The 23,480-nt window shown below is 37.7% G+C and carries 18 protein-coding genes; 14 read left to right on the forward strand and 4 right to left on the reverse strand.

Going from position 1 to position 23,480, the window contains the following annotated elements:
* On the reverse strand, positions 1 to 2,643 hold the full coding sequence (gene leuS, locus KO509_RS03925; protein WP_215971988.1) for a leucine--tRNA ligase: 2,643 nt from the start codon (positions 2,641 to 2,643) through the stop codon (positions 1 to 3).
* 212 nt (positions 2,644 to 2,855) lie between these two features.
* Here leuS and KO509_RS03930 point away from each other — a divergent pair, with 212 nt between their 5' ends.
* From KO509_RS03930 to KO509_RS03995, 14 genes are all read left to right on the forward strand, one after another.
* Positions 2,856 to 3,341 (forward strand): zinc ribbon-containing protein, encoded by a 486-nt coding sequence (locus tag KO509_RS03930; RefSeq protein ID WP_215971989.1) that lies wholly within the window; start codon positions 2,856 to 2,858, stop codon positions 3,339 to 3,341.
* A gap of 118 nt (positions 3,342 to 3,459) precedes the next feature.
* Positions 3,460 to 5,853 (forward strand): ATP-binding protein, encoded by a 2,394-nt coding sequence (locus KO509_RS03935; protein ID WP_215971990.1) that lies wholly within the window; start codon positions 3,460 to 3,462, stop codon positions 5,851 to 5,853.
* 246 nt (positions 5,854 to 6,099) lie between these two features.
* The gene (locus KO509_RS03940) at positions 6,100 to 6,558 is read left to right on the forward strand and encodes a thioredoxin family protein (RefSeq protein ID WP_215971991.1); all 459 of its coding nucleotides are present in this window, start codon (positions 6,100 to 6,102) and stop codon (positions 6,556 to 6,558) included.
* Positions 6,559 to 7,147: 589 nt separating this feature from the next.
* The gene (gene xdhA / locus KO509_RS03945; RefSeq protein ID WP_215971992.1) at positions 7,148 to 8,608 is read left to right on the forward strand and encodes a xanthine dehydrogenase small subunit; all 1,461 of its coding nucleotides are present in this window, start codon (positions 7,148 to 7,150) and stop codon (positions 8,606 to 8,608) included.
* Positions 8,601 to 10,997 carry a xanthine dehydrogenase molybdopterin binding subunit gene (gene xdhB / locus KO509_RS03950; protein WP_215971993.1) on the forward strand — a complete coding sequence of 799 codons (2,397 nt, stop codon included), beginning with the start codon at positions 8,601 to 8,603 and terminating at the stop codon, positions 10,995 to 10,997. Before xdhA ends, xdhB begins: the two co-directional genes overlap by 8 nt.
* 44 nt (positions 10,998 to 11,041) lie before the next feature.
* A complete protein-coding gene (xdhC, locus tag KO509_RS03955) occupies positions 11,042 to 11,932 on the forward strand; it encodes a xanthine dehydrogenase accessory protein XdhC (RefSeq protein ID WP_215971994.1) in 891 nt (296 codons plus the stop codon).
* 70 nt (positions 11,933 to 12,002) lie between these two features.
* Positions 12,003 to 13,373: an allantoinase AllB gene (gene allB, locus KO509_RS03960; protein WP_215971995.1), complete on the forward strand. Its 1,371-nt coding sequence runs from the start codon at positions 12,003 to 12,005 to the stop codon at positions 13,371 to 13,373.
* A gap of 85 nt (positions 13,374 to 13,458) precedes the next feature.
* Complete coding sequence (alc, locus tag KO509_RS03965; protein ID WP_252727372.1) at positions 13,459 to 14,511, forward strand: allantoicase; 1,053 nt, start codon at positions 13,459 to 13,461, stop codon at positions 14,509 to 14,511.
* Between the two features lie 19 nt (positions 14,512 to 14,530).
* Positions 14,531 to 15,031: a 2-oxo-4-hydroxy-4-carboxy-5-ureidoimidazoline decarboxylase gene (gene uraD, locus KO509_RS03970; protein ID WP_215971996.1), complete on the forward strand. Its 501-nt coding sequence runs from the start codon at positions 14,531 to 14,533 to the stop codon at positions 15,029 to 15,031.
* Positions 15,032 to 15,038: 7 nt separating this feature from the next.
* Positions 15,039 to 15,383, forward strand: coding sequence for a hydroxyisourate hydrolase (uraH, locus tag KO509_RS03975; protein ID WP_252727373.1), 345 nt, complete (start codon positions 15,039 to 15,041; stop codon positions 15,381 to 15,383).
* Between the two features lie 5 nt (positions 15,384 to 15,388).
* Complete coding sequence (locus KO509_RS03980) at positions 15,389 to 15,895, forward strand: ureidoglycolate lyase (RefSeq protein WP_215971997.1); 507 nt, start codon at positions 15,389 to 15,391, stop codon at positions 15,893 to 15,895.
* A gap of 54 nt (positions 15,896 to 15,949) precedes the next feature.
* Positions 15,950 to 17,236: a guanine deaminase gene (guaD, locus tag KO509_RS03985; protein ID WP_215971998.1), complete on the forward strand. Its 1,287-nt coding sequence runs from the start codon at positions 15,950 to 15,952 to the stop codon at positions 17,234 to 17,236.
* 182 nt (positions 17,237 to 17,418) lie between these two features.
* Complete coding sequence (locus tag KO509_RS03990; protein WP_215971999.1) at positions 17,419 to 18,606, forward strand: urate hydroxylase PuuD; 1,188 nt, start codon at positions 17,419 to 17,421, stop codon at positions 18,604 to 18,606.
* 273 nt (positions 18,607 to 18,879) lie between these two features.
* Positions 18,880 to 19,506, forward strand: coding sequence for a TetR/AcrR family transcriptional regulator (locus tag KO509_RS03995; protein WP_215972000.1), 627 nt, complete (start codon positions 18,880 to 18,882; stop codon positions 19,504 to 19,506).
* Positions 19,507 to 19,775: 269 nt separating this feature from the next.
* On the opposite strand, the gene KO509_RS04000 is transcribed toward KO509_RS03995, so the two are convergent.
* The 3 genes from KO509_RS04000 to KO509_RS04010 form a co-directional block, all read right to left on the reverse strand.
* Entirely contained in the window at positions 19,776 to 21,077 is a 1,302-nt protein-coding gene (locus tag KO509_RS04000) for a nucleobase:cation symporter-2 family protein (protein WP_215972001.1), read from the reverse strand.
* A 52-nt stretch (positions 21,078 to 21,129) separates the two neighbouring features.
* A complete protein-coding gene (locus KO509_RS04005) occupies positions 21,130 to 22,005 on the reverse strand; it encodes a 5'-methylthioadenosine/S-adenosylhomocysteine nucleosidase (RefSeq protein ID WP_215972002.1) in 876 nt (291 codons plus the stop codon).
* A gap of 268 nt (positions 22,006 to 22,273) precedes the next feature.
* Positions 22,274 to 23,395, reverse strand: a complete 1,122-nt coding sequence (locus KO509_RS04010; RefSeq protein ID WP_215972003.1) for a purine nucleoside permease — start codon at positions 23,393 to 23,395, stop codon at positions 22,274 to 22,276.
* Positions 23,396 to 23,480 lie beyond the last annotated feature (85 nt).

The raw sequence follows: 23,480 nt of genomic DNA on the forward strand, positions 1-23,480 counted from the left end.
TTAGTTAGCCACTATATTCAATAATTTACCAGGTATATAGATAACTTTGCGAATAGTGTTACCTTCAGTAAATTTCAGTACATGTTCATTGTTTAAGCCTAGTGCTTCAACGGTCTCTTTAGTCGCATCAGCAGCAACGGTAATTTTTGCACGTAATTTACCATTTACTTGAACAATAATTAATTTCTCATCTTCAACTAACGCGCTTTCATCAACTACAGGCCATTGTGCATTTTCAACCGCGTTGTTGTTATCAACCTCGGTTTGTTGCGTTAATTGGTTCCATAGGTAGTGACACATGTGTGGTGTAATAGGTGTTAACATAATAACTACCGCACGAAGCGCTTCAAGCATTACTGCTTTGTCTTCATCAGTGGTCATTGGTGCCTTAGTTAAATGGTTCATTAACTCCATTATGGCAGCTATTGCCGTATTGAAAGTATTACGACGACCTACATCATCCGTTACTTTAGCAATTGTTTTATGTAGTTCACGACGGAGTTTTTTCTGGTCAGCATTCAAGTTAATATTATCGACTGCTGTTGACTCTCCATTTATCTCAATGAAGTCATGTACCAGTTTATAAACACGCTTAACAAAACGGTGTGCTCCTTCAACGCCTGAATCAGACCATTCTAATGTTTGCTCTGGTGGTGAGGTAAACATAATAAATAAACGCACAGTATCTGCGCCGTATTTATTAATAACTTCCTGTGGGTCAATACCGTTATTTTTAGACTTTGACATTTTACTCATGCCAGCAGAAATAACGGGTTTTCCATCAATATTACTAATGGCAGAGGTTACTTGACCTTTTTCATCACGCTCAACGGTTACATCGGTAGGTGCAATCCATTCTTGTCCGCCATTATCAGCTTCTCGATAATATGTATCTGCTAGCACCATGCCTTGACATAATAATTTTTTGTAAGGTTCGTCGCAATCAACTAAACCAACATCGCGTAGCAATTTATGGAAAAAACGAGAATAAAGTAAATGTAAAATAGCGTGCTCAATACCACCAATATATTGATCAACTGGCAGCCAATAATTTGCTTTAGCTGGGTCGATCATTTGAGTATCATCATTTGGTGAGCAATAACGTGCGTAATACCATGAAGATTCCATAAAGGTATCGAAAGTATCAGTTTCGCGTAAAGCTGGTTCACCATTGAAGGTCGTTTTTGCCCATTCAGGATCATCTTTAATAGGTGATGTAACGCCATTCATTACTACATCTTCTGGTAAAACAACAGGTAACTCATTTTCAGGCACTGGCACTGACTCACCATTTGCAAGGTTAATCATTGGAATTGGTGTACCCCAATAACGTTGACGCGATACACCCCAATCACGTAGGCGGAAGTTAGTTGTTACTTTTCCTTTGTTTTCGCTAGCTAACTTCTCGCTTATTGCAGTAAATGCTTGTTCAAAATTCAGTCCATCAAACTCGCCAGAATTAATTAGAATCCCTTTTTCTGTAATCGCTGCTTTTTCTATATCGTCTTCCGCTTCTCCATTTTCTGCTGAAGTAGTCACCACCTGAATTATTTCAAGACCATACTTTTTAGCGAATTCATAATCACGTTGATCATGACCAGGAACCGACATTACCGCACCAGAGCCATAATCCATTAGAACAAAGTTAGCTGCCCAAACAGGGACTAATTTACCTGTAAGCGGGTGAATAGCTTTAAATCCAGTATCAACACCTTTCTTTTCCATCGCAGCCATGTCAGCTTCTGTGGTTTGGTTGCCTTTACATTCTTGAATAAAGTCTGCTAATGCTGTATTGCCTTTTTCTGCATTATTTTTTGCAGCAATTAGTGCTAATGGGTGCTCAGCAGCTAAGGCGACATAAGTAACGCCCATTAAGGTATCAGGACGTGTAGTGTAAATATCAAAGCTTTCTTGTTTACCTTCAACTAAGCCATCAACTTGAAAGGTCATATCAACGCCTTGTGAGCGACCAATCCAGTTACGCTGCATCGTTTTAACTTGCTCAGGCCATCCTGTTAGTTGATCTAAGTCATCAAGTAATTCTTGTGCGTAATCGGTAATTTTTATAAACCATTGAGGAATTTCTTTCTTTTCAACGATTGCGCCAGAGCGCCAACCGCGGCCGTCAATGACTTGTTCGTTTGCTAATACGGTTTGATCAACCGGATCCCAATTTACCGTGGCATTTTTCTTATAGACTAGGCCTTTTTCATACAGCTTAGTGAAAAACCATTGTTCCCAACGATAATAATCTTGTTTACAGGTTGCTAATTCTCGGCCCCAGTCATAGCCAAAACCTAAAGATTTTAGCTGGTTGCGCATATAGTCAATGTTTTGATAAGTCCATTTTCCTGGTGCGCTTTTATTTTTAATCGCGGCATTCTCAGCAGGTAAACCAAAAGCATCCCAACCCATAGGTTGCATTACATTTTTGCCTTGTAGGCGTTGATAGCGAGAAACTACGTCACCTAAGCTGTAATTACGTACATGTCCCATATGTAAACGGCCACTAGGGTATGGGAACATGGCAAGGCAATAGAACTTTTCTTTGCTGTCATCTTCAACAGCTTTAAATGTATCGTTTTCAGTCCAAAATTTTTGTACTGATGCTTCAATCAATTGGGGATTATAAATGGCTTCCATTAGGGGGTCTCTAACGCTATTTTAGATGTTATTGTAGGGTGTTTAATCTGCTTGGATTATAATAAAAAACAGGTGGAACACGCAATAAACTTGAGTTTAAATTATCGTGATAGAATACCTTATCTAGCGTGCTAACAACAAGCTTATATTGGCAATTTTGTCTATACTGTTAGTAAGTGTATTCATAAATATAATGAGAAAAGGAAAAGGTAATGGCAAATCAAAAAGACTATCTTGTAGAAATTTACCAAGATCTCAGTAATTGGCTGGAAGAAATGACTGAGTCACAAAAGCCAAAAGTTATCGAATTAGTGAAGCAAGCGAAATTATATGCCAAGGCAGCTGAAGAGATGTCAGAGGAAAAAGTAAATCAATTTACAGATAACTTAAAACACGATTTACATGATTTTTATTTGCAAAATCAATCAGAGGCTAAGGATTCTACTTATTTAGGATTACTCAATGAAACACTATGGTCGACGCTTGCTCAATTAACCGATAAGTCGCAAGTTGAATGGGCTGAATTAGTGGAAGATTTTGAACATGATGGATTATACAAAGTGGGTGATTTTATTGGTTTTGGTGAATTGGCTTGCCAACAATGTGGTGATAAACAGCATATTGTGCATTTTAGTGAAGTGACGGAATGTGTTAAATGTGGTGGAGATAGCTTTACCCGTTTACCATTAGATCCTTAAAGTATCTTTAAGCTAGAGTAAGCATTTATATTGTTAGCTAAGCGCTTAACTAGTACACTAACGCTATAGCTTTATCTCGCTTGCTCTATTTTAAAAAGTAATATTCTCAAGGACATACATGATAACAACACCTGCTTTGCAGTGTAAAATTACTGCTGAACAACTTAGCTCTACTCTATCTGCCAAACTTTTCTCTCAAAAAAAAGATGCTAGCGAAATAAAACAAATTTTTGTCGGCCACGAGCGGGCTAAAGAGGCATTAGATTTTGGTCTTTCAATGTCGTCTGTAGGCTTTAATGTGTTTGCTATGGGAGAACATGGCATAGGAAGACAAACATTAATTAAGCAGTTATTAGCTAAACTAGCAAAAGAACAAGCGACTCCAGTTGAGTGGTGTTACATCAATAATTTTGATGAAAGCCATGCACCTTATAAACTTTATGTTAACCCCGGTGATGGTAAACAGTTGTTGTCACGCATGAATAAGTTTATTGATGAATTAATGGATTTATTTCCTGAAATTTTTGATAACCCAGGCTATCAACGATATAAGTCTGCTATCGATCGTGATTTTAATAAAAAATATGATGAAGCTATTTCTACTGTTGAAAAAATAGCGCTGAAAAACAATGTTTCCTTATATGAAGAAAATGGCGAAGTAGGTTTTGCTCCTTTAGTTGATGGTAAGCCATTAAATGATAAAGAATTTGCTAATATTAATGAAACTGAAAGAGCTCAGTTTTATAAATTGCTAGGCGAATTAGAAATTGCACTGGCTGAACAATTAATTGAGTTGCCATTATGGAAACGTGAATCATCAGATTTATTACGTAAACTGAAAATTGAAACGGCAGAGCAAGCAATAAAACCCTATTTACAAGAACTAGAACAAGAGTTTAGTGAAAATGCAGGGATATTAAAATACCTCAGCAAGGTTAGTAATCATGTCGTTGATGTATCGTTAGAAATTCTAGTCAATAATGAAGATGATGCACCTAATGATAAAGAACTGCGTAAACTTATGGTTGAACGCTTTTTACCCAATTTATTAGTGCCTAGAAATGAAACTGATGGCGCACCTGTTGTCTATGAGCAAAACCCAACATATCAAAATTTATTTGGTCATGTAGATTATTCTAGCTTTCAAGGCAGTACTTATACTAGTTATCGATTAATTCGTCCTGGCGCATTACATAAAGCGAACGGTGGTTATTTATTACTTGATGCTGATAAGTTATTAACACAGCCTTTAGTATGGTCTCGTCTTAAGCTGGCGTTGAAAACTGGGCAAATAACAATAGAGAATCCTTACTCAGAGTTAAGCCAACCTGGTTCGTACAGTTTACAGCCTGAAAAAATACCGCTAAGTGTAAAGGTTATTTTATTAGGTGATGCTGAAATCTATTACACTCTGCAAGATTACGATCAAGAATTTACCGAATTATTCCGAGTATTAGCTGACTTTGATCGTCATTTAGAGAAAACAGATCATAACTTAATTGCTTTCGGTAATTTGATTCGTCAACGTGCATTTCAACACAATTATCCTGAAATTGATGATGAAGCAGTACTTGAGCTTGTTCGTTACTCGTTAAGACGAGCTGAGCACCAACATAAAATTTCTGCCAATATTGTGCAAGTAAATGACTTATTAGATGAAGCGAACTATTGGTGGAATAAAAGTGGTGCAAACGGTACTTTAAAGTCTGAGCATGTTGCTATGGCATTAGCAGCTAAAAAACGTCGTACAGGAAGATTAAGCGAAACTTGGCTTGATGAAATTAAAGAGCAACAAGTACTAATTAATACGGAAGGTGAGTTCATTGGAAAAGTAAATGGCTTAACAGTATTAGAAATTGGTGATAGTGTTTTTGGTACTCCTGCACGTATCACGGCAACCGTTTATGCTGGTAGCCAAGGTGTAACTGATATTGAGCGTGAAGTTGATTTAGGTAAATCTATTCACTCTAAAGGTGTTTTGTTGTTAACAGGGTATTTAGGGCATAAGTATGGTCAAAGTTTTCCTGTCGCTATTTCGGCTAATATTGCCATTGAACAATCTTATGGTCATATCGACGGGGATAGTGCCTCAATGGCAGAGCTATGTGCATTGATTTCAGCGGTTACTTTATTACCAATAGATCAAAGCTTAGCGATTACGGGCTCTATTAACCAGCATGGCGAAGTGCAATCAATTGGCGGCGCTAATGAAAAAATAGAAGGTTTCTTTCAACTTTGTAAAGATAAAGGATTAACTGGCAAACAAGGCGTTATTATCCCCAAAACCAATGTTATTAACTTAATGTTAAATAACGAAGTTATACAAGCGGTGGAGCGTGGTGAGTTTTCAATTTATGCAGTAGAAACGATTGATCAAGCATTAGAGTTATTAATGAAAAACACGGCAGGCGTAATGAATAGTACAGGTCGTTATCCTCGACAATCAATTCATGGCTTAGCTTTAGAGAAGCTATCTCATTTTGCTCAACTGTTAGAAGGTGAAGAGGAATAACTTTTTCGTTATTTTAAAAGCCTAAAGTCGTCATCTTGAACTTGATTCAGGGTCTTAATTACGGTGTGTGTACTCTATGAGATTCTGTATTAAGTGATCTACGGAATGACGACTGATTTGTTATCTTAAAACTTGAACAACACATACTTTACAACTAATTTTTTTATAAGCGAGTATCCTTTCTTTATTCACACCGTACTAAATATTGGGTATAGTCGTTAAATTACTCATTTTAAAAGTAACCTTATGTTTAAAAAATTAATTTTATTGTGTGCTTTAAGTATGCCATTGCTAGGTTGTGTCGCTAATGCACCGTTTTCGGGCGGTATTACAACTGATGTACTGTTGAACGATTATGATAAATTTAGCGAGCAATACAAAGCGTTTACGCCAACAGCGCAAGATATAGCATTAATGCAAAAGTTAAAAGGCAAAGAGCTTATTGTATTATTTGGAACATGGTGCCACGACAGTGAGCGAGAAGTGCCAAAACTAATTAAGTTACTTGAAGAGTCTAAAGTAAAGCTTGCAAGTATTAACTATGTAGCTGTGGATTATGATAAACGTGATGCTGGCGGTATAGCAGAGGCGAACGATTTACAATACACCCCTACGTTTATTGTTAAACAAAATGGTAAAGAGCTAATTCGGGTAATTGAAAAGCCAACGGGGTCATTGGCGCAAGACTTAACTCAGAGCTTGTAAATGCTACTTGCTCATATCACTCCTGTAACTTTCTCGTGATCCTGAACTCTAAGTCGTCATTCTGAGCTTGATTCAGGATCCCAATCGTTATGCTGCGTAGTTGATGGATTCGTTATCCTAACTACTATTCAACCATACTATTAGGGTTCCGTATTAAGTGATCTACGGAATGATGACTGATTTGTCACCCTGAACTCTAAGTCGTCATTCTGAACTTGATTCAGGATCTTAATTACGCTGTGCTAACCTCATGGGATCCCGTATTAAGCGACTGCGGAATGACGATTTTTTTGTTCACCCTAAACTTTAAAACAACCTTAATACCGACTATATTTTTATTATAGTGTCACTAAATTAACATAATCTTATTTTATAAATAACAATAAATATAGGTGCTACAAATGTGGTGTTTACTACTATTTGTATATTTTTCATTGTGTTAGATTTAATGAGAATAACAATAATAATAGTGTTTAACTAATTGATAGGGTATAAGTGAAAAATTGACACTTGTGTCAGTTTTTTACTCTGGTATATTTAGACCATTACCGCTTGTCTCGAAAAGTAACAAGGAATTACGGAAAAGATTATGATAAATAATACCGTTCGTTTTTTATTTAAAAATAACGTTGTCAGTATAGAGAATATAGACCCTAATATAACTGTTTTACAGTATCTACGTGAAATACAGTTTAGTACTGGTAGTAAAGAAGGTTGTGCTTCTGGAGACTGTGGTGCTTGTACTGTCGTTGTTGCTGAGTTAGATAGTGACAACACGGGGCAACTTCATTATAAATCAATTAATTCATGTATTACTTTTGTCGGTAATTTACATGGAAAACAATTGATTACGGTAGAAGATTTAAAAGAGAACAATAACTTACATCATGCTCAGCAAGCACTGGTTGATAATCATGGCTCTCAATGTGGCTTTTGTACACCCGGCTTTGTTATGTCTTCTTTTGCTTTACATAAGCATAATCAAACACCAAGTCGTGGGGAAGTACTAGAGGCGTTAGCGGGTAATTTATGCCGTTGCACTGGCTATCGTTCAATTATTGAAGCTGCTATTACCTCAAGTGTTGGTAGTGATGAAGACTCTTTCGCTAAACATTACCAAGAAACTGTTGCAACGCTTACTGAGCTACAAAAGTTACCAGCACCTAGCTTAGCGGGTAATGGTCATCAGTATATTTCTCCTTTAACTATCGATGAATTGGCATATGAGTTAACTGTAGAGCCCGAATCAACATTAGTGGCTGGTGGTACAGATTTAGCCCTTTCAGTGACTCAAAATTTAGCAACCATTAATAAGCTGGTTTATGTCGGTAATGTTGATGAATTGATGAACATAGAAGAAACAGAGTCTGAAATAGTGATTGGCTCAGCACTGCCATACAGTAAATTCATCGATACATTACACCATTATTATCCTGATTTAGGTGACATGATTGAGCGTATTGGCTCTAAGCAAATACGTAACACAGGTACATTAGGTGGCAATATTGGTAATGCATCACCTATTGGTGACATGCCACCAGCATTAATTGCTCTTGGTGCCACCATGACATTACATCTTAATGGTGTTGAACGCACAATACTGGTGGAAGATTATTTTGTTGATTACAAAAAAACAGTGCTTAAACCATCGGAATTTATCAAATCAATACAAATTCCTAAGCCTGCAGTAGGTCAAACTTTGAAGCTTTATAAAATATCTAAACGTATTGATGATGATATTTCAGCGGTACTAGCAGCCTTTTTTATTGAAGAGTCAGCGCAAAAAATCACTACTGTTCGCTTAGCTTTTGGTGGCATGGCTGCCACACCTAAACGAGCATCTTTGGCTGAAAAAGCACTATTAGGTAGCAGCTTTACTAAGGAATCTGTTGAACAAGCAAAAGCCGCATTATTAACTGATTTTAATCCAATGTCTGATGTACGCGCATCAGATAAGTATCGCATGAAAGTTGCGCAAAACCTGATTGAAAAGTGCTACCTAGAGCTGCAAAGTCATGTGATAGAAACACGGGTGGTGAATTATGCGTAGTCTTATTGATGTAGCAAAAGCGAATACAAACAAAGTACATAAAAATACTGATGCAAACCTTGTTAATGGACAAGAAAATGTTGGTTTAGGTGGTGTCGGTCGGTCTAAAAAGCATGAAAGCGCAGAGAAGCACGTTGCTGGTGAAGCTATTTATGTCGATGATCGACCTTCATTACGCGGTGAATTACATGCTGCGGTTGGTCAATCTACTCACGCTCATGCGAATATTCTTTCGATAGACTTATCTGCCGTAAAAAAAGCCGAAGGTGTGGTTGCGGTAATCACTGTTGACGACGTTCCTGGTCATACAGATATTGGTCCGATATTTCCTGGTGATCCCGTTTTAGCTATTGGTAAAGTAGAGTTTGTTGGTCAACCCATTTTTGCGGTGGCGGCCACTAGTTATGACTTAGCGCGTAAAGCGGTCAAGTTAGCAAAAATTGAATACCAAGCGCTTGAAGCCGTATTAACTGTAAAAGATGCTTTAGCAAAACAGAACTTTGTTCGCCCGCCATTTACGATGAAACGTGGCGATTCTGACGTTGCTATTGCTGATGCGGAACATCAATTATCAGGCGAGATCGTTGTTGGTGGACAAGAGCATATGTACCTTGAAGGTCAAGTGTCTACTGCGGTACCAACAGAAGATGGTGGCATGGAAATATTCACTTCATCACAGCATCCTAGCGAAGTACAAAAATTAGTCGCTGAAGTGTTAGCTATTCCATTAAATAAAGTTTTAGTGGATATGCGCCGCATGGGTGGTGGTTTTGGTGGTAAAGAAACGCAAGCTGCACCTTGGGCATGTATTGCCGCCTTACTTGCCAATGAAACCAAACGACCTGTTAAATTCAAGTTAGGTCGTATGGATGACATGATCATGACGGGCAAGCGTCACCCCTTTGAAAATAACTACCGGGTTGGCTTTGACAACAATGGCCAAATTAAGGGAATTAATATTGAAGTGAATGGTAATTGTGGCTATTCACCTGATTTATCTGATGCAATTGTTGATAGAGCAATGTTTCATTCAGACAACGCTTACTTTTTAGATCAAGCAACCGTTACAGGTAATCGATGTAAATTAAACACAGTGTCTCATACCGCTTACCGTGGTTTTGGTGGGCCTCAGGGCATGATGACCATTGAAATGGTTATGGATGATATTGCTCGTCATCTAGGTAAAGACCCGTTAGAGATTCGAAAAGTAAATTTGTACGGTGATATTGAACGTAACATGACTCATTATCATCAAAAGGTAGAGCATAATAATTTATCTGAAATAATTGAGACACTTGAAGCAAGCTCTGACTATCAATTACGTCGTCAAGCCATTACAGCGTTTAATGCTAATAGTCCTATTTTGAAAAAAGGCATCGCCTTAACACCGGTAAAGTTTGGTATCTCATTTACAGTGCAGCATTTAAATCAGGCTGGCGCACTCGTACATATTTACACTGATGGTACTATCCACTTAAATCATGGTGGTAGTGAAATGGGGCAGGGTCTCAATACCAAAGTGGCACAAATTGTTGCCGAAGAGTTTAAAGTAAATGTGGATACTGTGGCTGTTTCTTCTGCCCGCACTGACAAAGTACCTAACACCTCTCCAACGGCAGCATCTTCGGGAACCGACTTAAATGGTAAAGCCGCAGAAGCCGCAGCTAAAATTATTAAACAACGTTTAATTGATTTTGCCTGTGAAAAATATCAAGTTACAGCATCGCAAGTCATATTTGAAAACAATAATATTGTGGTGGGTGAGCAAACGTTTAGTTTTGCAGAGTTCTGTCAGATTGCTTATATGGGCCGAGTATCTTTATCTTCTACTGGATTCTATAAAACGCCTAAAATTCATTTTGATCGTGCTACAGGTAAAGGTCGTCCGTTCTTTTATTATGCAACCGGTGCGGCAGTATCTGAAGTGATAATCGATACGTTAACAGGTGAATATAAAACGTTACGTACCGATATATTGCAAGATGTAGGGCATTCAATTAACCCAGCTATTGATATTGGACAAATAGAAGGAGCGTTTATTCAAGGTATGGGGTGGTTAACCACTGAAGAGTTGATGTGGAATGAGCAAGGCCGTTTGCTGTCAAATAATCCGGCTACTTACAAAATACCTGCGATTAATGACACTCCGCAAGATTTCCGTGTGACCTTGATGCCTGACGCGCCTAATCGCGAGCATACTATTTATAACTCTAAAGCCGTAGGAGAGCCGCCGTTTATGTTGGGCATGTCGGTTTGGTGTGCATTGAAAGATGCTATTTCAAGTATTGCTGATTATAAAATTAGTCCTGAACTTGATACGCCAGCAACCCCAGAACGCGTACTTTGGGCTGTTGAAGCAGTAAAATCACAGTCGTCAGCAATAGCTTAACGTGTTGATAAACGTGATGATTAGCGAAGAACGAGAGACGTAGTATGACTATTTCCACCAGTAATAACTGGAACAATGCAGTATATCAATTGAGTAAACAAGGCCAAGCTTATGTTTTAGTAACCCTTGTCGGCGTATCAGGCTCAACACCGAGAAATAGTGGCACTAAAATGGTGATTAGCAAAGATGACATTTACGACACTATTGGTGGTGGGCATCTTGAGCATAAAACAATTAAGTATGCACAAAAAATGCTAGCTGTGGGTAAAAGTGGTCAACATTTAGAGCACTTTCAATTAGGTAGTAATTTAGGACAATGCTGTGGTGGTAATGCCAGTGTATTGTTCGAATGCTTTGCCGCTGTCGGCGTTAATATCATGCTGTTTGGTGCTGGTCACGTTGGAAAAGCGTTAATGCCAATACTGACGCAATTACCGTGTCATATCACCTGGGTTGATAGCCGCAATGAACAGTTTCCAAATAATATTGATACTTTTCAGAATGTAAGACAAGTGGTAAGTGAAGAGCCTGAACGTGAAGTGGCCAATATGCCAGAAAATAGTTATTACATTGTGATGACTCATAATCATCAAATGGACTTTGACATATCGCAAGCTATTTTAAAGCGAGCGGATTTTACCTATTTAGGGTTAATTGCTTCTGATACTAAGTGGCGTCGTTTTCAGCAACGTTATAAACACCGTGACATTGATCCAATACAAGTGGCGCGAATGAATTGCCCAATAGGATTGAAAGCAGTCAGTGGAAAGTTACCAATAGAAGTTGCTGTTTCTATCGCAGGCGAAATTATCAATACTTATCAAGCTCAAAAAGCGCATCAATTAAATGAAAATACATCAAAAAGTAGTAAGTCGCCATCAACACAGCAAGGTGTTCATTGGCAAGAAATTAAGCAGTTACTTACTGCGCAATAGTTACTTAGATTTACATAACAAGCAGTAATTTTTTATTAGTAATATGATCAGTTTAAACAGGAGTAGCAAAGTGTCTCATTTTGCCCTACAAAGTAAAAACGTAATAGTAAGCACTAACAATGGTGAATCTTCAATGATTCCTGCTTGTGTAGAAATTAAAAATGAGCATATTTATGCTATCCATCCGTATGGACAAACGTTACCGTGTGAAGTTTTAGATTATGCTGAATACGTTATTATGCCGGGGTTAGTTGACTCTCATGTACATATTAATGAACCCGGCCGTACAGAATGGGAAGGCTTTAATACGGCAACACAAGCGGCTGCCGCCGGCGGAATTACCGCGCTGGTTGATATGCCATTAAACTGTATACCTGTTACTACTACTAAGGCTGCCTTTCAAGAAAAACTCGACGCTGTTGAAGATAAATTATGGGTTGATTGTGGTTTTTGGGGCGGTGTGATTCCACAAAACATTGCTGATTTAGACGAATTGCTTAATGCTGGTGTATTGGGTGTTAAATCGTTTTTGATTGACTCGGGTATTGAAGAATTCCCTAATGTATCAGCAACAGATATTCGTGCTGCAATGCCTATTTTAGCAAAACATGATGTACCTTACTTAATTCATGCAGAGCTAGACTGTGGTGGTTTTAATGATGTTGAAATAACCAAGAAATATAATAGTTTTCTTGAGTCGCGCCCTAAAAAATGGGAAAACGATGCGATATCACTAATGGTAGATATGGCGCGTGAATCTAAGCAGAAAGGAGATAATTGTAAGGTACATATTGTGCATTTATCTTCGGATGAAGCGTTAGATACTATCGCGCAAGCTAAAAGTGAGGGCTTACGTTTTACAGCAGAAACCTGCCCACATTATTTAACCATTGCGTCTGAAAATATTCCTGATGGTAAAACCTTATTTAAATGTTGTCCTCCTATTCGTGAAAACCAGAACCGTGAACATTTATGGCAAGCAATTAGTGATGGTCGTTTAAGTTTTATTGTTTCTGATCACTCACCTTGCACACCTGAATTAAAGCATATTGATACCGGTGATATTGAAAAAGCATGGGGTGGTATTTCAGCGCTACAATTCGGTATTTCATTAATTTGGACTGAAGCCAAAGAACGTGGTTTTAGTTTAATTGATATTACTCGTTTGATGTCGACCGAAACGGCAAAATTTGCTGGTTTAGACTCAGTGAAAGGGGCAATAAAAGTAGGTAATCATGCCGATTTTTTAGTATTTGATCCCAATGTTGAATTCACTATTACTAACGAAATGATTAAGCATCGTCATAATATAACACCATACGCGGGTAGAAAAGTGACAGGTCAGGTACAGCATACCTTTGTACGTGGTCACCATGTTTATCAACAAGATCAATTTATCAACACACCCAAAGGCCGTCCGTTACTTAAAGGGAAACTTTAAGCTGGTAGCTAACTATACTAACGTCAGCAATTAACCTTGACGATACGTGTTAACGATTAAAAATTTTAAGTAGGAACAACAAGCAATGATGCTAGATATAAATACACAAGAGCAGAACAAATTAACAGGTGCTTCATTAGCATTAGTTACTCAGTTGAAAACTAACTGTGTTGACTTAGCCAGCGAACGGGTTGGCGGTGAAACATTATCGTGTAGCGATGACTTTTTTGCCGGCATGGAAAACTTGCTTAAACCGGGTCGAGGTATTTTTATCGATGGTAAGTTTACTGATCGTGGCAAGTGGATGGACGGTTGGGAATCTCGACGCAGCTATGGCCGTGACAATGGCAGAGAATTCGACTGGTGCATTATTCGTCTTGGTATCAAAGGAGTAATACGTGGTTTTGATATCGACACTAATTATTTTCGTGGTAACGCGCCTCAAACAGTGTCAGTAGAAGCTTGTGTAAGTGATGTTCAACCTAATGAAGATACGGTTTGGCAGACTATTTTAACTGAAGTAGCGGTAAATGCTCACAGTCAGAATATTTTTGAAATTAATAATAATACCGCTTGGACGCATGTGCGTTTAAATATGTTTCCTGATGGTGGTATTGCACGTTTTCGTGTTTATGGGGAAGCCGACGTTAACTGGAAAAATTTTGTTGATGGAGAGTTAATTGATTTAGCCTACATTAAAAATGGTGGCAAAGCGCTGCTTGTTAGTGACATGTTCTTTAGTGATAAAAATAATCTTATTATGCCTGGTCGTGGTAAAGATATGGGCGATGGTTGGGAAACTAAACGACGCCGTGATCCGGGGCCAGATTGGTCAATTGTAAAACTTGCGGCTAAGGGCAGTATTGAAAAAGTCATTGTAGATACCTGTCACTTTAAAGGTAACTTTCCGGATACCTTTACTTTAGAAGGCATGGTAACTGACAGTGATGATTTTACTGATGGTAAGCAAGCAGACAAATGGCAACCTATTATTGCTAAAACTAAATTGTACGCACATCGCGAACATCTGTTTTTAAATGAAATTATACCGGCAAACACTGAAAAGTTTACCCATGTACGTTTAAATATATTTCCTGACGGTGGTATTTCTCGTATGAGAGTGTTTGGGAAAGTCTAGCTTAGCGATAGGGTAAAATATGAATATAGAAGAATTAAATACCTTGTCTGTTGAGCAAGCAACGCATGCTTTTATGCAATGTTGCACAGCTTCTGCTTGGGTTGAAGCTATGGTGAAGGCAAGGCCTTTTAGCGACAGTAGAGCAATTGCGACGCAAGCAGATTTAGTATGGCAAAGGTTAGAAGAAAAAGATTATTTAGAAGCCTTTGAAGGGCATCCTCAAATCGGCAATGTGGCAACTTTGCGAGCGAAATACGCGAATACAAAAGAATTAGCCAGTGGTGAACAAAGTTCAGTAAATCAAGCAAGTGAGCAAGTGCTCGTTGATTTAGCCAAGGGTAATGCTGATTACTTAGATAAGTTTGGTTTTATTTTTATTGTTTGTGCTACAGGTAAAAGTGCTGCAGAAATGCTAGCTTTGTTACTCGAGCGCTTACCCAATAATAGAGCAACTGAATTAGCAAATGCAGCGGAAGAGCAGCGTAAAATTTTCCACCTTAGAATTGATAAACTACTATGAGTCAAAAATGATGAGCCAAATAACAACGCATGTTTTAGATACTACCCGCGGACTACCAGCACAAAAATTACCTATTAGCCTTTTTGCGCAAACACTAGATGGTTGGCAAGAGCTTGCTAAGGGAATAACAAATACCGATGGACGCATAACTGATTTATTAGCTAATGATGTTGTGCTTCCAGCGGGCGTTTATCGTATGCACTTTGCAACCAAAACTTATTTTGACATGAACAATGAACAAGGTTTTTACCCTTTTGTTGATATCGTTTTTGAGCTTGATGGTAGCAACACGCATTATCATATTCCATTGCTATTAACTGCGTTTGGTTATTCAACATACCGTGGTAGCTAAAACAAATGACTGACAATATAAAAATACTGACGCCACAACCATTAACAAAAGATGCTTTTACAGTGTTTGGTGATGTAATTGAAGCTAATTCAGAGGCAAATAACTTTGCTATTAATGATGGCTTTACTCAACGTTATCATGATCTAGCAAAAATTGATGTAAATGATAATAACGGGCATCCACTAATCAATATTTTTCGTTCAACTCCTTTGGTGCAACCAATTGCTATCAAAATGATGGAACGCCACCCAAAAGGGAGTCAGGCATTTATTCCTATGGGAAGCAATGATTATTTAGTGGTTGTTGCACCAGCAGGAGAGTTTGATGTAAATAGCATTAAAGTTTTTCTTGCTAAATCTTATCAAGGCGTTAATTACCATAAAGGAACTTGGCACCATTTTTGTTTAGCATTAGGCGGAGAAAGTGACTTTTTAGTGGTTGATAGAGGCGGCGAAGGCGATAACTGCGATGTACTTGAACTCGATGGTTCATTGGTTATTACCAATACATAAATACATAGTGTGACACACAAACAAGTAAGACATTATAAATCAAGGTGAGAATAAATGTTAAAAGTATTTCGTGGAGAATTACTGCACTTTTTGGCTGATCCTGCCAAAGTCCCTCTACAAGAGAGCTATCAATATATAGAAGACGGATTACTAGTTATTGAAAATGGCTTGGTGGCAAAAATAGGTGAATTTGCTGAATTGTTTTCGACCTTGCCTGCTGATATTGAGATTACTCATTACCAAAAAGGGTTAATCATACCGGGCTTTATTGATACGCATGTGCATTATCCGCAAACCGAAATGATTGCGTCTTATGGTGAACAATTACTTGAGTGGCTAGAAAGTTATACTTTTCCATTTGAACGTCAATTTTCAGATCTTGAGCATGGTAAGAAAGTTGCGGAGTTCTTTTTAGATCAGCTGCTTGATGCAGGAACAACAACAGCTTTAGTATTTGGTACTGTGCATAAAGAGTCGGTTGAAGCCTTTTTTACCATTGCTCAGCAGAAAAAGCTGCGCATGATTTGTGGTAAGGTATTAATGGATCAAAATTGCCCTGATTATTTATCAGATACCGCACAAAGTGGCTATGATGACAGTAAGGCATTAATCGAAAAATGGCATAATACTGACCGCTTACAGTATGCCATCACTCCGCGCTTTGCTCCTACTTGCTCAACAGAGCAATTAAATAAAGCTGGGCAATTATTGGCTGAAAATCCGAGTGTTTATTTACACACTCATTTAAGTGAAAATAAAGCTGAAATTGCGTGGGTAAAAGATCTTTTTCCTGACAGTGATGGTTATTTAGATGTCTATGATCAAAGTAAATTATTAGGCCGTCGCAGTGTTTTTGCTCATGGTGTTCATTTACATGACAGTGAATGTCAGCGTTTAAGTGAAACAGATTCAGCAATTGCTTTTTGTCCTAGCTCGAACCTATTTTTAGGCAGTGGTTTATTTAATCTTAAGCAAGCACAAACGCATAATGTGAATGTTGGACTGGGCTCTGATATTGGTGCAGGAACAACCTTTTCTATGCTAAGTACAATAAATGAAGGGTATAAAACACAGCAACTACGTGGCGATAAACTTGGCCCATTTCAATCGTTTTATTTAGCAACATTAGGTGGCGCGATTGCCTTAGATCTTGAAGGCACTATCGGTAACTTTACTCAAGGAGCTGAAGCTGACTTTGTTGTGCTTGATTGTCATGCCACTCCCTTAATGGCTAGACGAATGAGCCATTGTAAAAACTTATCTGAAAAACTCTTTATTTTAAGTATGTTAGGTGATGAACGACACGTAAAAGCAACTTATATCATGGGGGAAAAAGTTTAATTATCGGTTTTAGTTATCATTACTCTTTATTATATTCCTATAAATTAGCGCTATCATAAGTTGATTATAAACCAAGTTTAAATGAAGAGATAAAAATACAAAGCAAGCGTTATATAACGCTCTGTTCACAATAAAAACACTTATTTTAATAAGAAGTGTTTACATAAAAAATGAGGAAGTTTATGGATCCGTATATTAATGAATGGTTAAACCTAATTATCAGGTTTGCTCATCTTATTACTGGTATCGCTTGGATAGGTGCCTCTTTCTATTTTGTTTGGTTAGACAATCATTTAGAAACACCACCACAAGAAAAAATGGATAAGGGTATTGGCGGTGATTTATGGGCCATTCATGGCGGTGGTTTCTATGAAGTAGCTAAATATAAGCTTGCCCCACCTAAAATACCAACTACGTTACACTGGTTTAAATGGGAAGCCTATACTACGTGGATTACTGGTTTTTTATTATTGTCACTGATGTTTTATGTTGGTGCAGAATCATACTTAATTGACCGACGGGTTGCCGATTTAACACAATTACAAGCGATTGTATTAGGTCTTGGCTCTATTGTGGTTGGTGTCGGTATTTACGAATTTTTAGTACGTACTAAGTTAAGAAATCATGGCATTGTTTTAGGTTTGATTTTAATTGCCGTCGCAACGGCTTTATCTTATGGTTTAACGCAGATATTTAGTGCACGTGGTGCCTATATGCATATGGGGGCAATCATAGGCACTATTATGGCAGGTAATGTATTTTTCGGTATTATGCCGTCGCAACGAGCTTTAGTTAAAGCGGTTGAAGAAGGACGTGCACCAGATCCTAGCTATGGATTAAATGCCAAAGTTCGCTCAACACATAATACTTATACAACACTGCCTATCATTTTTATTATGATATCAAATCATTATCCGATGACTTATAACCATAGTGCTAATTGGCTGGTATTAATCGCGATTATTTTAATTACTGCCTCAGTGCGACAATATTTCGTATTACGTCATTTTGGTAAGCAAAAGCCCTTAGTGTTGGTTGGCTCTGTGGTCGCAACGATTGTTTTAGCTTTTCTAATCGCGCCTAAATCAGTTGAGTTAAACGAAGCACAAAAACAATTAACGGTAAGTGATACACAAGCAATGCAAATTATTGAACAACGTTGTAGCGCTTGTCATTCAAATAACAACACTGATGATATGTTTAAAACGGCACAAGCAGGAATTGTGTTTAATGATATTAATTCAATTAAACAATGGGCACCACGTATAAAAGCTCGGGTTATTGATGCTCAAGATATGCCTTTTATGAATAAAACTAACATGACAAAAGATGAGCGGACTCGTTTAGCTATTTGGTTAACTCAAAAATAAAGGAAGTTAAGCTAGGCAAGCTTTGAATAGTGAAAAAGTAAAATAATAACTGAAGTTGTTGATCTTGGTTGAAAAATACCAATATTTATTATCTAATAATTATTGGTTTGAACAGGTTATTTAAAGCTATTTAAATTATATTGTTTTTAACCAGTGATTATTTATAACAACTTATTTATAACCAATTGTTTATAAATAAAATTTACTAAAGTTGTGTGTTAGGACTCGTTTTTTTAACATTTGTTTACTCGCGATTTTTAAATAGGGATTTTTGTGAAAAAAGTGAAAGAAACAGAAGGGGCTATTCGACAAAAGAATAAAGCTCTTATATTTAAAGCTGCTAAAAAAGAGTTTGTTACTCATGGCTTTAAAGGTGCATCGATCAAGCGTATTGCAGAGCGGGCTGGGATTGCTCGTGCTAATATTCATTACTACTTTAAAGATAAAACCGATTTGTATCAGCAAATTTTAAGTAATATTATCGAAGTTTGGAACAGAGATTATGATACGTTAAATGCGAGTAGTGAGCCAAAAGCCGCGCTTAGTGCATACATTAGATCTAAGGTAATGCATTCTAAAAATGATCCCGATGCCTCTCGAATATTTGCTAGTGAATTAATTCATGGCGCACCTGTTCTGCATGATTACCTAAATAATGATTTTAAAGTATGGTTGCAAAGTAAAGTTGTCGTTATTGAGGCTTGGATAAAAGAAGGTTTGATTGATGATGTTAATCCACATCATTTGCTATTCTTAATTTGGAGTTCTACGCAACATTATGCTGACTTTAATGTGCAAGTTGTTGCAGCACTCGATAAGAGGGCTATGGATGACGACGATTTTGAAGCGATTGTTGCTACATTAACGCATGTTATTCTTAAAGGTTGTGGCATCAGCTAATGTTGTTGTTTTTAAGCTGCCTAACTTCTAACTTTTCCTGTCCTTTTTTGATGAAACTCAGCGATATTTAATCACTGAGTTTCCATTGAACAGTCGTTTTATACCAATCTCACTAACTATGTGATCATTTCTACTTGCTAAAATCACCAACTACATCGTTATTTATTTAATAATTAGCACAACTAGTTATTGAAATAAACGCCTTGTATTTGGCAATTTTTTCTACGTATAAATTTGTTCACTTAATTAATGAAACTGGTATTAGCTCACTATTCAGTATCCGTAATAATATCGGCATTTGGTAGTACTACATTCAACAATAAGGCAATAATTGAACCAGTCGTTATCCCTGAAGCTAAAATAACTTTGAGAAATTCAGGTAAGTGACTTAATAATTCAGGACGAACAGTGACTGCCATACCGGTAGCAATGCTGACAGCGATAATCATGCCATTTCGTTTCGTATGTTGAGTGGTAGATAAAATATTCACCCCTGCAGTAATAATCATGGCAAACATAACTAAGCCTGCACCACCTAATACAGGTAGAGGTATAGAGACAATCATAGCCCCTAAAACTGGGAATAAACCTGCCAGAACTAACATTGCACCTGTAATAGCAACCACATATCTACTGGCAACGCCTGTCATCCCAACAATACCAACATTTTGTGAAAAGGAAGAAAAAGGCGTCGTTGAAAATACCGATGCTAGCGCTGAACCTAATCCATCACATAAAATACCACTTGATAGTTTTTTTCCGGTTAATTTAGTTTTTGTTACGTTAGACAGTGCAAGAAAATCTCCGGTAGATTCCACTATTGTTACTAGGTAAGCGATAGACATTCCAATAATACCGCTAATTGGAAAGCTTAAACCAAAATGGAAAGGACTGGGTAAGGCAAATAATGGCGAACTTTCTACTGGCTTAAAGTCGATTACCCCTAAGGCTAAACAAACAAGGTAACCGACAAGCATGCCAATAACGACAGCAGCGGCAGATAAAATACCTTTACCAAAGATAGATAATGTAACCACGGTTGCTAAAACTAGCAAACCTATGGCTAAATTAGACAGCGAAGCATAGTCATCTTGGCCTACTTGACCACCAGCAAACCAATCAATTGCTACGGGTACTAATGATAGACCTATTAAAGTCACCACTGTGCCAGTAACAATAGGCGGGAAAAATTTTCTAATTATTGGCATAAAAAAACTGCCAATGATCATTACAAGTGACGCAACCAAAGCCGAGCCTAAAATGCCTTCCACACCATATTCAAAACCAATCGCGATAGAGACACCAACAAAGGTAAAACTCGTGCCCATAACACAAGGTAATCGAATACCAACAGGACCAAGCCCTTTACATTGAATAATAGTTACCACGCCCGAAATTAGCATTGCTGCGTTAACTAGGACAACAATATCCGCTACAGGAAGCTTTAACACTCCGCCAATGACTAGTGGGACTGTAATAATTGCACTTAGTGCAGCAAGTAAATGCTGTGCTGCGAGTAATATGGATGTCCCTAGTGGCGGTTTATCTTCAACGTTATATAAAATGTCCATAATGCCTACTTGAATTGTTATAAAATGAATGTTTTTTTATAGGATTTCCGTTTTATAGTGTTGCTATATAATGCTTTACTGTATTTAGAACGAATTGCTGACAATCTTGCGCGGTTGAAGGATCATACTTTCCGCCATTAGTTAGATTATTTGATAACACACGAATACTTAGCATTGGAATGTTATATTCACTGGCAATCATTGCAGCGGCAGCGCCTTCCATTTCTTCCGCGCTGGTACCGAAATTTTTATGGAACCAGAGAATTCTATCAATTTCATTATTCCAAAAGTTAGCTGAGCCGATTGTACCTTCGACAACCTTGCCTCTTTTATATAAGCCTTTGACGGCGATAGCTGAATTTAATAGTGTTGGGCTACCCGCATAAAAACGTATTTTCTCAGCATCTTGGGCACCAGAGTCCTCTCCAGCACTACCTTTTGATGCCATAATATCCATGGGTATCCACGAAAATGGATCTGAGCCTTGGCCGTTTTTTTTATATGATGTTTTAAAGTTACCAATATTTACGGTTCTTTTACCTAACACTATATCTCCAACCATTAGCGCAGGATCATGTCCGCCTGATGTTCCTTGGTTAATGATGGCTAAAGGTCGGTATCTCTCTATGGCAATAGCTGTTGCTGCGGCAGTATTTTCTAGCCCTTTGCCTGTTTCTGCGACGATAACAGGGTAGTTATCTAATGTGCCAATATAAAAAGTAAAATAACCTGAGTATTCTATTCGAACATTTGACAGTCTTTTAGCTAGATACTCGGCTTCAATTGGCATTGGTGCTTCAATTAAAATTGGTTGTGGTGCTAACACTGCACTTTCTGTAATCGTACTTTTCATTGTTGTTGCGTTAGCATTCAGTTGAATGAATAGCGCTGTAAACAGTAATATGAATTGGGTAAGTAGTTTATTCATAGGGCAGTCCTTAATGGGGCGGTAGCATAATGCTTAAAAATAAATAAAGATGAACTATTTAAACTTTTAATTTATATCAAAGCACATTGCGCGACATGGTTTACGCTAATTTATGTCCAACTGATATTGTTGTACCGTTGAATAGTTGCATTGACGAATAATATAAAGACAGCAATAGTTAGACTTATTCATTGCTGTCTTTATTGTTGCATCAGGCGATAGAGTTTATTAATTACAGAATTTACTCATTAGCCTGAGCTTAGTTAGTCTATTTCGTTTGGTAAGGAGGAGTCTCTTTATATATAGACCAATTAGCGACTATATTGTCAACGACTATACTGCCGACAGAATAAGCAGACTCTAAAGACGATAACATGCCAGCAAAACCCTCTTCACCACTTTCCATTGCTAAGTTTTCAGCAGCAGTTAAACTGTCTGGCGGCATACTGTAATTACTTGCCGTGCGAAGTACCATAAAGCGGTTTTTATCTGCCTTTCCGGCGCTATCTAAATAAGTTAATGCTTGGTAACTACCCGTATCTTCCATACCTGAAGTAACAAAGTTTGCTTGATCGTCACTCCAAAATTTTGTCCATGAATTAGCCCATTCATTAAGTAATTTACCATGCCAGAATGTAGAAGCAGCCATGTGATCACCTTTTAATACAAAGGGCGGTAATTGAGCTTTAGGGTAGTTAACATACTTAGCTCTTAATTTTTGCATTGCCGGGTAATCAGTCAGTGGAGTGTTTTTAGTTAGTTGATAGGCCCATTCAGCAAGCTCACCATTTATTTTATAGACTTCACCAGCAGGCTGATGTTTAGTGTCTGACACTGTTTCATCTTTATATGGCCCATGTGAAAAAAGAGGAAAGTATCCGGTAGCCCAGTCTTTAGGTGCTTCGCGAGCGTCTATTTGATGTGCTAAATCACCATCAACTAACCATGTTGCCCATACTGCAGAGCCAATGGAAGCATCATGAGGATCAACACCTGCAATACCTGCGACTAACCAATAGGCTTGAGTAAGGTCAAAGCGAGGGTCTAAGCCCAAAGCCATAATAGCAGCAGTTGCACGCGCTGTGCCCATGCCCGTTACCATACCTAAAACACCTGTTTCTTCATTTAAGTATAAATCGTGGAAACCTTGTGGAAATTCATACTTGGTATTTAAGGCTTGTCCTTCTTTCCATAGCTGAAATTCACCGGCTTTATCGCCCGAATCTTCACCAATTTCAAACATGTTAACAACAACAACTTTTACTTGAATTGGCTTAGTTTCTTCTATGGTTTGCGTGGCAGAATTTTGTGTAGCTGTTTTTACTGCACTGCAGCTAGATAGGGTGAACATTAAACCGAGTAAGGTTATTGGAACTAATAAATACTTCATTGGGTCTCTCTATGATAAAGATAAAATAACAGGAATATGTTTACTTTATATAAACTTAAAAAAGACTCATATTCATATACTGAGT

The organism is Colwellia sp. C2M11 (genome assembly GCF_018860915.1).
In the GTDB taxonomy this organism is placed as follows: Bacteria; Pseudomonadota; Gammaproteobacteria; order Enterobacterales; family Alteromonadaceae; genus Colwellia.

Coding starts and splice junctions, on each gene's coding strand:
- leuS (WP_215971988.1), bottom strand. CDS start 2,643: ATGGAAGCCATTTATAATCCCCAATTGATTGAAGCATCAGTACAAAAA.
- KO509_RS03930 (WP_215971989.1), top strand. CDS start 2,856: ATGGCAAATCAAAAAGACTATCTTGTAGAAATTTACCAAGATCTCAGT.
- KO509_RS03935 (WP_215971990.1), top strand. CDS start 3,460: ATGATAACAACACCTGCTTTGCAGTGTAAAATTACTGCTGAACAACTT.
- KO509_RS03940 (WP_215971991.1), top strand. CDS start 6,100: ATGTTTAAAAAATTAATTTTATTGTGTGCTTTAAGTATGCCATTGCTA.
- xdhA (WP_215971992.1), top strand. CDS start 7,148: ATGATAAATAATACCGTTCGTTTTTTATTTAAAAATAACGTTGTCAGT.
- xdhB (WP_215971993.1), top strand. CDS start 8,601: ATGCGTAGTCTTATTGATGTAGCAAAAGCGAATACAAACAAAGTACAT.
- xdhC (WP_215971994.1), top strand. CDS start 11,042: ATGACTATTTCCACCAGTAATAACTGGAACAATGCAGTATATCAATTG.
- alc (WP_252727372.1), top strand. CDS start 13,459: ATGATGCTAGATATAAATACACAAGAGCAGAACAAATTAACAGGTGCT.
- uraD (WP_215971996.1), top strand. CDS start 14,531: ATGAATATAGAAGAATTAAATACCTTGTCTGTTGAGCAAGCAACGCAT.
- uraH (WP_252727373.1), top strand. CDS start 15,039: ATGATGAGCCAAATAACAACGCATGTTTTAGATACTACCCGCGGACTA.
- KO509_RS03980 (WP_215971997.1), top strand. CDS start 15,389: ATGACTGACAATATAAAAATACTGACGCCACAACCATTAACAAAAGAT.
- guaD (WP_215971998.1), top strand. CDS start 15,950: ATGTTAAAAGTATTTCGTGGAGAATTACTGCACTTTTTGGCTGATCCT.
- KO509_RS03990 (WP_215971999.1), top strand. CDS start 17,419: ATGGATCCGTATATTAATGAATGGTTAAACCTAATTATCAGGTTTGCT.
- KO509_RS04000 (WP_215972001.1), bottom strand. CDS start 21,077: ATGGACATTTTATATAACGTTGAAGATAAACCGCCACTAGGGACATCC.
- KO509_RS04005 (WP_215972002.1), bottom strand. CDS start 22,005: ATGAATAAACTACTTACCCAATTCATATTACTGTTTACAGCGCTATTC.
- KO509_RS04010 (WP_215972003.1), bottom strand. CDS start 23,395: ATGAAGTATTTATTAGTTCCAATAACCTTACTCGGTTTAATGTTCACC.